Below are 12839 nucleotides of genomic sequence, written 5' to 3'. Positions count from 1 at the left end.
TTTAATGCTCTAAATCATCAACGACCTTTAATACGCAACTCGTGCCAGCGGAGCCCAACTAACACTATACTCGTCAGTGTGAAGCCAGGCTCTTCCATAAGAGTAAAGATAAAACCATTAACGATGACATTGAGGACTAAGAAACGAGATACATCGTCTTTAGTAATTCTAGTTAAGGTAACAAACCATAAATAGATGTAGCTGCCTAGACCTAAAAGACCTAAGTCTCCCCAGATACCGGCCCAGCCCCATAGGGGAGAGAAAAAACTTGAATCTAAATAATTCCCACGCCACCTTGACCAAACTAAATCAGTGACCGGATGGGTCGTTGCACCCATGGGTCCAACAAGAGACCAATAGTCTCTGATCATCCAGCCTCCTATGCGACCAATGGTGTGCCCAGGCCCCAAACCAAAGAACCAGTTTAAGAATGAATTGTAGTGGTTGGGAATAACTCTAAAAGGGGTGGTTTTGAGAACGGTTGCATCGCCGTTAGGGCCGTAGATATGGGGGCGAATCCAGCCTCTATAGGCGCTAAAAAAATCGACATTGTAAATACACCAATAGAAGGTGTACCCAAGTAAACCGGCTGCAATAATATATTGGAAGGCTACTTTGAAATCGGTGATTTTGCTAAAAATTAGGCAGCCCCAGGCTAAAAATGCGACTAATATTACCTGTTTCGCATCAGCAAATAAGACCTGTGCCATCACTGCGGCAAGCACAGAAGTACGTATCCAAACGGGCATTGTCTTAGCACTGACGTAATAGTAAAGACCAAATACTAAGGATGCACTCGCCCCCACTACGTGACCACCGGAGGAGAGATAAAAAACACCTTGGATATTGTCTTCTATGGTCATCCGAGTGTGGGCTAACAGACCTGTGGTTAAACCTACTTTCTGAAGTATGGCTAACCCCAGGTGGATAGCTCCAAAGCGAAGAATCCAGTTTTTGAATTGGTCTAAGGAGTCTTGTGTAAATGGAACGGAAATAAGGGCGGCCAAAAAAATAAAAGGCTCTGAGATAATCATGAGCCCTAAGAAGACATTGATCAGGCCTGCGTTATTTAGTAAGGCACTGGCGGTTGCGATCGCAAACAGCGCCACCAATCCAACAAGTAGAGCCTGTACAGTAGCCAACTGCCTGCGGGATTGATGCCGACTGCTCAACATCACTAGACTACAAGCCGCAGGTAGCACAATAAAGTGAACAAAATTGATCGGTGCTGGAGCCCCCATTGACTCAAGGAGTCTGGGGAAAAAAACCGTCGCAAATGAAATTAGTAACAAGCGAGAGCTTGAAATGAAACCCGCAGGCGCTTTGGGACGAGGTAGAGTCTGAGTCTGCATTATTAGCGTAAAGTAACCGGTGTGGCCGATGGAGCCGATGGAGAAACGGGCACAAGTTGGGAGTAAATGGCCATCAGCTGAGAATAGTTAGCGGTTGCTGTATAGTTGGCCTCAAACTCAGCACGAGCATTTTGACGCATCTGTCCCTGAGGTTCAGGATGGTCTAACATCCAATGCACCTGACGGGCTAGATCGTCAGGATTGCCAGGGGTGAAATGTAAACCAGTATGGCCAGATTTAACAATTTCTGTGATGGCACCAATCTTAGAGGCAATCACAGGAGTACCCGTGGCAAATGCCTCGACGGCAACTCGACCAAAGGTTTCATACCACTTAGATGGAAAGATCAAAAACTGAGCCTCCCCCATCAGCTGATGCACCTCAGCCATCGGTCTACGGCCCAGCCATTCTATGTGGGGCATCTGTTCAACTGCTGCGGTCACCAGTGTCGACAGTGGCCCATCCCCTACAACTTTGAGGGGTAACGGTGTTTTGAGCTGTTTCCAGGCGTCTAGCAAGGTATCCAGCCCTTTTTCCACAGAAAGACGCCCCACATACAGAGCGTAACCGCCTTTGCCAGCCCCTATCTGCGGCTCTGGGGCAACAAAGTTGGGTTTAACGACAATTTTGTCAGCAGGTAGTCCCCCCTCAATGAACTTTTGTCGCGCAAACTCTGTTAACGCAATATAGCAATCAACTTTATTTTTCCATGTGCCCATGGCTCGATGGGTGGAGAGCATGGCCGCAACTCCGGCACTGGCTACACGATTCTCTCGGTAACAGCCATGGACCATGCCCGGATAGGGAATTGGCTTACCGACACAGTCTTCACACACCTGTCCCTGGCGGAAGAACAGGCCGTTAGGACAGACAAGACGATAGTTATGGAGAGTTTGAACAACAGGAATATTCTCAGCTTTAGCAGCGTAATAGATGGAGGGAGAAATCAGAGGGAAAAAGTTTTGCACATGCACAATATCGTAATGTTGTTGTGCCAGGCGCTTACGCACTGCGTTATAGGTAGTCTGTGACCACACAGTTTGTGCTGCCAGGGATAACTTACTCACCTCAGCAATGCGGTCATTGGTTTCCTCATAGAGATCCACCTGGTGCCCCTGCTCTTGCAGTAGACCCATTTCAGCTTCGTAGCATTCTTCTTCGCCACCACGGATCTGGTAGCGATTGTGAACCCCTAGAATACGCATTTGTAATCTAACTCCCTACGGTCTAAATTTACGAGTCCTTACTGCCAAGTCGGAATAGTTTGAAAGACGTCGGCAGTTTTTGTGAAAGGGCTTACGTTACATACCTGGTGACACAGCACAGAGTTCTTGATACAGCTGACTTAGCTGTGACGCTTTTGCCTGCCAGCTATAGTGCTCACGCACTAGCTTTTTCCCCGCTTCACCCATAGTTTTCCGCAGGCCAGGATCCTGTGCCAGCTTAAGCATTGCCTGACTGAGGTCTTGGGTCGCTTGCTCGGGGGTATGGGCTGCGATTCTAAATCCAGTTTCATCGGTCACCTGGACCGCTGGACCGCCTAGATCTAAGCAGAGAATCGGACGCCCTGCCGCCATCCCCTCTAAGCAGACCCAACCACCCGAATCATGCAGGCTAGGGTGTACCAACACGTGACTTTGAGCTAGCTTTTCCAGGGTTTCCTTACGGGGTAGCCGTCCCCAAAACTTGACTTTGTCGGCTACTCCCAGGTCCTTGGCTAGTGCCTGAAAGTTCTCCAGCTCCGGTCCCTCTCCCAAAATCCAATATTCAGCATCGGGCAAATTCGCTTTCGCAAACGCCTGAATACCCAGATAAAATCCTTTCCAATGGAGTAAACGTCCCATGCTGATCAAGCGGAAGGGGCCAGTCTCTGGCAGGGGACAACGATTTAACTTTTCTATCTCTTCTGGAGCCAGACCAGACTCTGAAGCGATTTGCACATGGGATGCGCCCATTTTGCTCAGTTGTTTAGCCGTGTCATGGGTGGTGGCTCGCACAACAGCACTACGTTGCGCCGTTAGCCGGGTAAAGGGATCAATTTCACCCATTTTATGGGCTAGCTTACGCAGGGTTTCATACTGTTTTGCTTTGTCGCTAAAGTCTTTGAAGAAACTCTGAGGAGCCTGTTCGCCACCGCCCACCGGCCCCCAAACAAAGGGAACAGGCAATAGGGATAGCCAGCTGGGTGTTGAATAACGGACAAAGGTGACATGGTGAGCCACGTCAAAATTAATGTCTTGATGTAAGCGCCGGGCAACAAAGTAGGCTTGAATCTGCCACAGATAATAGTGAATTTGCATGGCACCCGATTGTCCCAGGCGCATGCTATCTTGCCAAAAGGGTAGCGTAAAGTAAACGAATTTCAGGTTGGGAATGGGGTTGCGGGCCAGTTCAGCTTCGATGGCCTCTTTGCTCTCATCAGGGCGAGTCAGCACCCAAACCTGATGGTGTTGCGCAACTTCTCGGGCAATATTCCAGCCCACACCAGGTTCTGAGCCTTTGCCAGGTTCACACGAATATGCTGATATAAGAACTTTCATCTGGAATACAGCCTTAAGGTTAACAGTCGAACAATTTTTAGCTTTTGTGACTACCAATCAAGACCCGTTTCATAACCGAGTTCAATCAGTAAATCTCCAGCAACTTTCTTGAATGCTGCCTTATGGTCTTCTTTGAAGTACTGTTGCCATCCTCCAATAGCGCCTTTTCCACCTTTCTTAAAGGTGTGAGATTCTTCTGGGTTCATGGCATAGGAACCAAATTTAGCCTTGATTTCTTCAGAGGAAAGGTTGACCTGAAGATGGTCCATAATTTGACCAATAAGGTGTAGCCGCTTGTCTTCAGAGCCACCCCCCCTTTCCCCCACCAGATCTTCAAACTTAACCGCCAGGGTTTGTGAATCCTGAAGCCAGCCATGCCAGCGTGAGAAGTCTTGAGCAATATTAGGCTGGGAAAGGTTTGAACCAAACGGTGAGCCGACAGGGACACCGACAATGGAGTTCATTAACTGCTGGTCGAAGTTAGATTGCTGCTGATAAATATCGTGCAAAAATATGCGTTTCTCTTTGGTGACCCAGCGAGCATGGGAAACCGCTACGTCTCTGAGATCGCGATAGATAAATAAAGGCTTGCAATGGTGCTCACCTAGGATGTCTAAAATCTCTTGTGAATGCATTAGGTGCGATCGCACAATAGATTGATTAGGGGCAGACCCTAACTTCCATCGAATATGGTTAGGCGTGTTCATAATGCCGCAAAGGGCTTGAACAGAAATAATGTCATCCCATCGCTTGAGGCCAGGGGTTGAATAAAGAATCTGATACAGTAAGTGAGTGCCACTTTTAGGATAGGAATTACAGATCACAAAATTCTTAGGACGGTTACCTGAAAGAGCTTTCGCTTTAAGCGTCCTAGTCAAAAAAACAGCATCTCTAGCATGTAAGCCTAGAACATTTCTGAGTTGATAGCTCATCCTATAATTCCTTAAATTTAAGCAATATTTGTTTCAGCAGCACTAGCTAATAGCGATTCATATATCTGAGCAATTTGCTCGGCGGTGTTTTTCCAAGTAAATTTCGCTGCGCGTGTTGTCCCCTTAGTTATCAGCTCACGTTTTACATCTGGGTCTTTAAAGATTGCTTCTACTGATTTAGCAATACCGTTAATATCCAGAGGCTCCACAAGGATAGCGGCATCATCAACCACCTCTGGTAGTGAGGTGACATTGGACGCAATTACAGGCAGACCACAGGCCATTGCTTCTAAAACCGTGATCCCAAAACCTTCATATGTTGAAGGCGCGACTAATATGTCAGCTGCATTATAAATTTTGATCAAAGTCTCCTTGTCAGGTTTACCTAGATAAGATATACGACCATCAAGTTGATGTTCCGCAATAAATTTTTTCTGGTCATGGGTAAAGTCATCCCCTGCCTTCCAAAAGTGAATGGGGAATCCTTTAGTTTGCAACTGAGCCACAACCTTCAAAATTGTAATGATATTCTTGCGTGGGTTGTTAGAACCAACATTGAGTAAACAGCATGTTTCCGCAGGTATGTTTAAATCTTGACGAAAATGGCCCTCTGCCTGGGAAGTGATAGCCTGAAAAATATCGTCTACCCCGTTGGGAACAGTTTGGATTTTCGTTGCGCCCACGTCCAAATACTTAATAATATCTTGGGCGGTATAGTCCGAGACTGAAACAATGCGATGGGCTTCACACATGCTGCGCAGTGAATATTTCCATGTGGCTAAACTTAACCAAGGCATCAGAGCTCGATCACGAAATAACTCTGGATGGACTAGATTGATCAAATCGTGACAGGTAACAACAACAGGCACCTGGGCTGTTTTAAGCCAGTTCACAAGATAGCCATCACTGTGGTCAATAATATGGAAAATGTCGGACTCACAATTTTGTAAGCCTTTAGGATATTGCCAATATCTCTGATGATATTTTTGTATGCCTTTGAGTAGAGAGTTAGTGCGCTTGCCCTGAACAGGGTTATCAGGAAAATTTTCCACAATTTCCCAATTCGGTCGAACGGCTCTAAGTCCTTCCACCACGGCGTCGGCATACACATCCATACTAAAAGAAACGCCGGGAGAACGCCTTAATATTGTTATGCGCATTTCAGGTATAGGTCCTTAGTATTTACAGACAACTTCATCTCGTTAAATCTCGAAATACTAAGACGAAACAGGATGTAAATTCAATTTTTGTCCAGTTTTTTGCCGCTGGATGCGCTCAATAACCGTCAAGAAGGCATTGACTTCGCAATTTAAGTCTTGATTAGCAAACACTTCGCGCGCACGTTGGCTATAGGTTTTGCGAGTTTGGGTACAGGTCAGCGAGAGGATAGCCTTGGCAAGGGCATCCACATCCCCACAGGGGTAGACAAGACCGTTATAGTGGTGACGAACGGTATCGCTATAGCCCCAGTTGCCACAGCGATCGCTAATAATGGCGGTACAACCACAGGCCATGGCTTCAGAAACCACCAGAGGATGGGGGTCTGACCATGAGCTAGCCACAAATACATCTAGAGCTGCATAGTATAGGGGCAGCTTACTTTGGTTAATAAAGCCAACGTTGATCACCTCTCCATTTAATTCACTCAAGCGCTCATTAATGGCAGCGTTGAGTTCGCCACCGCCTAGCATAATGCCTCGCACCCGTGGATCTTTACGATGGGCTTGCACAACGGCATCAATAAACTCAAAGGGGTTTTTGCGCTCAATATATTTGCCAACAAAACTATACAGAATCGTATCGTCATTCCAGGCTAGCTCTGCCCGAATTTTCTTGATCTCTTCTGGGTTTTGGGCCAGTGTCTGCTCGTAGCGATCGCGATCAACCGGATAACATCCCCGTACAATCTTGTCAGCGGAAACGCCATAGTGACGGAGATATATTTCATTGTGATCACCACTGGAGATCCAATGATCTACCAGCCCATACATGGATGGATACAGTAAAGTAGTGGCCAGCTTTCTTAAGTAGCTAAAATGTGAGTCTGTAATAATTGTGGCATCATTTTGCATAATAATGGGAATGCCCTGCTGCTTACACAGCAAGATTGCCAGTCGATAGGAATAGGTGAAAAAGCTGCTGACAAAGACAGCGTCAAAGTTTTTTGCCTTAAGCCTATTGATCAAGCCTGGAGTAAACAGTCCACGCTTAATCTTTGGGGCCACACTACCATTCCAATTCTTCAGATACTCATAGGTATAGCCACTGGTCAAATCCACGTCCCAAGCGGCTGTATTACCCACACCTTTAGCTCCTTGGGCCTGGTTTTCAGTACACAGATAAAAGGCTGAGACATCGACTCCTGGTTGAGCATTCAACTGACGCCAGAGAGGAGCATGGTGCTGAGTCGGATGAGTAAAAACAACGCCTAGACGAAAGTTATCAGTTGACATAGAGCTAAACACCTAACGCTAATGCTTTAGTAACAGAAAAAATAAACTGGTCATAGAAGAGTGAGAAGCCCCTGACCATTGTCTCAAGAAGAGGCAAATCAAAAGGAGCAGACGTTTTAGTGATTGAAGATTGAGTTTAGACTGATCGGCCTAGCAATTTTGGACTAGAAAATAGCCTTAAGTACTTTTTCCTAACCTGACAGACCGATCTGGGAGCTTCTTTGCAGAGTTTTTAAGCTGCGATTAACTGGTAGCTGGTTTAGAGAAAACGCGGCTCAATAGCCTAGGTCGTTTATTGGGCATAAATAACCAGTTAATGGCAAGTTTGGCCAACGATAATGGCATTAAACCAACCCAGATAAACCAAACACTGAATAATAGCTTTTTTGCCAGATTATGATCTGAAAACTGCCATAGCGCACGGATGCCAAAGTAAATCAACTTCAGCGAATTATCAGATGTAACCAAATGCTCTTGAGGATCGAGGCGTAAAGACACTAGTCGAGACCAAACTCGGCCAAACGAACGAAATTCTAAATCATCAGGGACAGTGTGACCTAAGGCTGACCCTTTTTGCCGGAGCAGCTCACAGCGCTGTAGATCATGTTTAATGAAACGGCGGAAGCGGCTACTGGACAGGTCAACCAGTGCCCACTGATTACTATCGTGAATACGATAACAACCGAGTGGTTCTTCAATGGCAATCACCTCTCCATGTAAGGGGATTAGAACAGAAAGGTAATCATCGGAAGTGGTACTAAATTCTGCTGGAATCGGGAAATTGGGAATCATGGCCCGACGATTCAGCGCATTTCCGCTAGTTGGGACACTGCGATATGTACCTATCTCTAAAACCGTAGACGCTAAATCACCTTGATCCAGTGGTTTGCCTCCTGGAGGATAGGAAGATCCTTTATCCTGACCTTGGCTATCGACAACGTTTAAACGATAGTGAACTTTAGCAAGGGTAGGTCGCCAGACGGATACAATTTTCTCGACAGCATAGGGATAGAGATAGTCGTCTGAGTCTAAAAAGATGACGATATCACCCTTACTATGGGAGAAGCCGTTATTAAAAGCAGCACCTTGTTTGCCATTGGGCTGAAGGATAGGAATGATGCGATCTCCATAGTCATTGATAACACTACGAGAATTATCGGTAGAACCATCATCAACAACTATAACTTCAACATTTGAGTAAGTCTGTTCTAAGGCGCTGCTAATGGCCTTAGACAAAAATTTCTCGTAATTATAATTGTTAATTATGATACTAACGAATGGTTGTGTACTCATGTGCTGTATCTCCTTATGCTATGTGTAAAATGACTCCCTATTTTTTATTACAACTATGACAACCATCCAGAAAGATCTTTGTTAATTATCTCTTGTAGCTTCAAGACGTCATCTTGATAGATTTGAGTTAGTGTTAACCGCGTTTTGGGGGATAATTCTGGTTTTTTCCCAATATTCCATTGCTTGATACGTTTTGCAGTTTGATGTCGCAAATCTTCAGGTACAACTGTCTGGATTGCTGATCTGACAACGTTGTCTTTAGAAAAGAACTTTTGTAAAAGCTTGCTTTTAGGCATCCCAGATACATTCTGCTTGGTCATATCTGGGTCAAAGTCAGGATCTACGCCTAAAAACTCAAAAATATCCCTTAGTACATTGAGGGAATCACGGCATAAATCTTCAAAAAGATAGATTCTGAATTGCTGTTTATCAAATAGTTTAAAATATGGTTTCAGCTGTCTATAATAATATCCAGCTGTTTGATAATGCCACAAGTGAGACCAGTTATTAGCAATTCTTGATGGCTCTGCTTTTAGGCCTTCCTCAAACGATAGAGGTTCATAGTCTTCACGTTTTAAGTGAGTGTAGCAAGAAAATGCCCTATCGACAGGATTTCGTAAGATGACAATCATCTTAACATCAGGAATATAGTGCTTAATACGATTAGCGGCCTTTTCACTGTATAAGTAAATGGGTGATGCCTCACCAATTGCTATCTCATCACTGACGTCTTCAAATAATTTCTGATAATCTTCTAAATTATTAATGGAGTATTGATTAATACCTTGATCAGGATTTTGAAAATTTAGTTCTTCACCTTCTAAGGCAAAAAATTTAGGCTCTTTAGAAAAGGGCATAAAAATTTCTGGATGCTGCCTTAAATAATAGTGGAGTGAACTTGTTCCTGCTTTGGCAGAGCCAATGATCAGAAAGTTTGGCATAGTCATAGCTTTAGTCCTTACTTTTACTCTGTACTGTCAATTTGCTTGACATGCTAAAGAATTATCTGTTAAACCATTTCTGCAAAGTAAAGCTTGAATGAATAATAGATGACCATCAAGTTCATCTTTATTCTGTTCAAGAAGCTTGTTTTAGCTAAATAATCTTTGACTAAATTCGTGAAAACCTGATCGGTTATCTGACTCTTTTTCTTAAGACTTACACCTTTTGCTAAGAGTTTGTCGCTTAGCTTTTCAAACTCAGGTCCCTTGGTTTTAATCCAATAGCCTGTGGCAATATAATTTTCAGCTCCAACTTTTCGTCTATTGACAAAATCGGTGGATGAAACAATGTTGTTATGCAATCTAAAGATACATAGATTCCTTTCTGTCTGATAGCCTGTTCCTAAGCCGACAGCTAATAATTTAATATACATATCATTAATAGCAATCCCTGATTTACCCCGTACTTCAGGCATAGGAAATATTTTTTGAGCAAGGGATCTAGATAAGCAGATATTAGACGTTGCTGGCGCAAAATCAGGTGCTTTGCCATTGCTAAGCTCAACCCTGAAATCAATTTTTCGGGGGGTTTCAGTTGTGTTGTTATGGTTGATCTCCTGAAAATGAGAGCCTAGCTTATCGTCGATGAGTTGGTCAGAGCGATAGGCCATTGAGCGATGAAAAAACCAGTCAGTATTATTATCTTTTCTAAAAATATTGACGACGTCTAAAACCTTGTTGGGGAGATAGAGGTCATCAGCATCAAGCAAACAGATAATCTCTCCGTTACTTTTGGCAAACCCTGCGTTTAATGCTGAGGCTTGACCACCATTGTCCTTAAGGACAGCAATTACTTTATCCCCATAGCTACGAATCACATCTTGAGAATCGTCTTGAGACCCATCATCTACGACAATAACTTCAATATTTTCATAGGTCTGATGGAGAGCACTGTCAATTGCCTGATTCACAAATGAACCATAATTATAGTTATTGATAAGTATGCTAACTAAAGGTGTATATTCGCTCATGATCAATATCAATGGTTGTGTACATAATGTAAGAGGGACAATAAAACTGGTCGCCCGATGGCTTTAGGTCAATGGTTAACCACGTTCAGATATCCCACCGCCAAACTGTAGTCTCATTCTTTCTTTAATAGCGGCTCCTCTAAGGCGTAACATTACCGTAGTAAATTGAATTTTTTGGCGAGTTCCCCGCAATCGGTTGTCATGCCAGATGCGTATAAAAAAGCGGAAAGGGGGTTTGAGAAAGCCAATAAAGTCGATGAGCAAAGCAAGCTGTGTTTTTTTGCTAGTCTTGATGGCATCATAACGACCACCCATAATTCGAGTACAACGTTTATGAAGATCGTCCCAGGTATTTCGAGTAGGATGTTTTACACAGGCATCTTTACCATAAAGTTGTTTATAACCAGCCTTAAAGACCCGTTGTCCCCATTGCTTATCCCCGCCAGATTTGAGTGTTTTATCAAAATCACCGATGGCTTTGATAACATGGCTAAATGTAAATAGATTGGCGGTGACACCAAACTGGCCATTCTCTAAAAATTGATCCTGTGGAAACCCTAGGGCAAGCATTTCATAGAGCTCATAGGGATTAGGATTATCAGGATCTTCGGCAAATAGATCAATGTGACCAGCAACTAAACCAACGTTAGGTTCACTAAGTAGAACAGCTACGCCATTTTCTAACCATGTTGGAGTTGGGATGCAGTCTGCATCTGTGAAAGCAATGACATTGCCCTTAGCTAAGGAAAGTCCTTTGTTACGTGCGATATATGACCCAGGCTGAGATTCATGCGTCAATGTGACTTGCTCAAAGTCATTGGTCACATCGCTAACAGTTTCTTGTGAGCTGTTATCAATGACGATAATTTCGTATTTGTCTTTTGGATACGTTTGAGCACTGAGCGCATCTAAACAAATGCGTAATGACCTGTTGTCATTAAAAACAGGAATAATAATAGAGACAAACGGCATCTTGTGAAAGTTTTCAGCCATAATTTTATCTGAAAGCCTAAGGGGATATAGCTTCTCCTGGGAACAAGTCGTAATCAAATTCTTTCTACGGCTATTGCGCCTCTAATTCCAGATATTATTGGTAGACCGCAAGGGTTTTTTCAGTGATCATCTCCCAAGTCCATTGACTCGCAACCTGATAGTTGTGTTGACCCATTTTATCGAGTTGTTCTGGAGGTTGCAGAGATGCATGCAATGCCTGAAGCAGTCCGTCTGGTAAATCTGGATCATACAAAAATGCGCCAACGTCGTCTAAAACCTCTCCGATATGTCCTCTACGAGGTGCAATGCAGGCTTTTCCAAAAGACATCGCTAAAATAACAGCACCAGATGTTAAAAATTCTCGGTAGGGAAACACAATGGTATTAGCCGCATTCATGTAGATCTGCAACTGTTCATCAGGGATAAACCCTGGCAAATATCGGACGTGATCGTCGTTTTTAGCAGCAGTTGTTAATTCGTCTGCTAGTCCTTGATCCTTAGATTTACCTGCAATGACCAGGTATGTATTGGTTGAATTCAGCTTTTTGAAAGCCTGCAGTAGATCGGCGACACCTTTATAGGGATGAATCGTTCCTAAGAACAATAGGACTAATCCTGACTCTGGCAGATTTAGTAATTTTCTAGCTTCTTGGCGTGTAATGGTATTGGGATAGCTGCCAATGTAATTAGCATGGGGTAACACATGGATACGTTGCTGATTGGCTAAGTAAAACTTTTGGGTTATCTCTGTTTTAGCTGTCTCACTATGGACAATCAACTTGTGAACAATGTGAGCAACTAAAAATGAAGCGATATTATCGAGTAATAGATATTTATTCTGATGATTTTTCAGGTTGTGAATTGTCCAAACAATATTAACTTTAGAAAACCTAAGGATAATTAGCTGAACAATAAATAGACAAAGCTTCAAAGCGGCTCTAAATCGGCTCTCTTCCTCTAAAAAGAAATGATGTAGCCAATGTAAATGTAGAACATCTGCCTGATTATTTTTAACTGTTTTGAGTAAGCTAGATGTGCTACAGCTAATGCCTGTAACCTGGTGCCCTTTTTGGGTTAACTGATCAGATAATTTTTGTTGATACGGGTTGTCAGTATACCAGGGGGCAATAATCACGTTAAGACTATCCTGGGATTGATTAGATGCTTGGATATTTTGACCAAAACTAGTCTCGCTAGCCCCTTTTTGGTCTGCCTGAGTCAATGACTTATTGTGTGTAAATGCTCCAAGCATATATTTTAAGTCTCCTAGTTCTTCAAGCCACGTTAGAATTACACCTATGTTC

At 43.6% G+C, this 12839-nt stretch carries 11 protein-coding genes; all 11 read right to left on the bottom strand.

Annotated elements, in window-relative coordinates; genetic code table 11:
• Nucleotides 1-17: 17 nt before the first annotated feature.
• The 11 genes from QGP82_RS32130 to QGP82_RS32080 all read right to left on the bottom strand — a co-directional run bounded on the left by QGP82_RS32130 (nt 18) and on the right by QGP82_RS32080 (nt 12787).
• Nucleotides 18-1241, bottom strand: a complete 1224-nt coding sequence (locus tag QGP82_RS32130; RefSeq protein WP_499062064.1) for a hypothetical protein — start codon at nt 1239-1241, stop codon at nt 18-20.
• A gap of 113 nt (nt 1242-1354) precedes the next feature.
• Nucleotides 1355-2557 (bottom strand): glycosyltransferase family 4 protein, encoded by a 1203-nt coding sequence (locus QGP82_RS32125; RefSeq protein WP_499062063.1) that lies wholly within the window; start codon nt 2555-2557, stop codon nt 1355-1357.
• Nucleotides 2558-2653: 96 nt separating this feature from the next.
• Nucleotides 2654-3892 (bottom strand): glycosyltransferase family 4 protein, encoded by a 1239-nt coding sequence (locus tag QGP82_RS32120; RefSeq protein WP_163669980.1) that lies wholly within the window; start codon nt 3890-3892, stop codon nt 2654-2656.
• 50 nt (nt 3893-3942) lie between these two features.
• Nucleotides 3943-4824, bottom strand: coding sequence for a sulfotransferase domain-containing protein (locus tag QGP82_RS32115; RefSeq protein ID WP_163669978.1), 882 nt, complete (start codon nt 4822-4824; stop codon nt 3943-3945).
• Between the two features lie 17 nt (nt 4825-4841).
• Nucleotides 4842-5984, bottom strand: a complete 1143-nt coding sequence (locus QGP82_RS32110; protein ID WP_163698096.1) for a glycosyltransferase family 4 protein — start codon at nt 5982-5984, stop codon at nt 4842-4844.
• Between the two features lie 57 nt (nt 5985-6041).
• Nucleotides 6042-7277, bottom strand: coding sequence for a glycosyltransferase family 4 protein (locus QGP82_RS32105; RefSeq protein ID WP_499062061.1), 1236 nt, complete (start codon nt 7275-7277; stop codon nt 6042-6044).
• Nucleotides 7278-7520: 243 nt separating this feature from the next.
• On the bottom strand, nt 7521-8570 hold the full coding sequence (locus QGP82_RS32100) for a glycosyltransferase family 2 protein (RefSeq protein WP_499062060.1): 1050 nt from the start codon (nt 8568-8570) through the stop codon (nt 7521-7523).
• 53 nt (nt 8571-8623) lie between these two features.
• A complete protein-coding gene (locus tag QGP82_RS32095) occupies nt 8624-9517 on the bottom strand; it encodes a sulfotransferase family protein (RefSeq protein WP_499062059.1) in 894 nt (297 codons plus the stop codon).
• A gap of 62 nt (nt 9518-9579) precedes the next feature.
• Nucleotides 9580-10542, bottom strand: a complete 963-nt coding sequence (locus QGP82_RS32090; RefSeq protein ID WP_499062058.1) for a glycosyltransferase family 2 protein — start codon at nt 10540-10542, stop codon at nt 9580-9582.
• A gap of 75 nt (nt 10543-10617) precedes the next feature.
• A complete protein-coding gene (locus QGP82_RS32085) occupies nt 10618-11535 on the bottom strand; it encodes a glycosyltransferase family 2 protein (RefSeq protein WP_499062057.1) in 918 nt (305 codons plus the stop codon).
• A gap of 94 nt (nt 11536-11629) precedes the next feature.
• Nucleotides 11630-12787: a glycosyltransferase family 4 protein gene (locus tag QGP82_RS32080; RefSeq protein WP_499062056.1), complete on the bottom strand. Its 1158-nt coding sequence runs from the start codon at nt 12785-12787 to the stop codon at nt 11630-11632.
• Nucleotides 12788-12839 lie beyond the last annotated feature (52 nt).

It is taken from the genome of Leptothoe sp. LEGE 181152 (assembly GCF_032906605.1).
Taxonomy (GTDB): Bacteria; Cyanobacteriota; Cyanobacteriia; order Phormidesmidales; family Phormidesmidaceae; genus Leptothoe; species Leptothoe turfae.
Note: the sequence above shows the minus strand (reverse complement) of the source record. Positions and strands in the feature narration are given on the sequence as shown.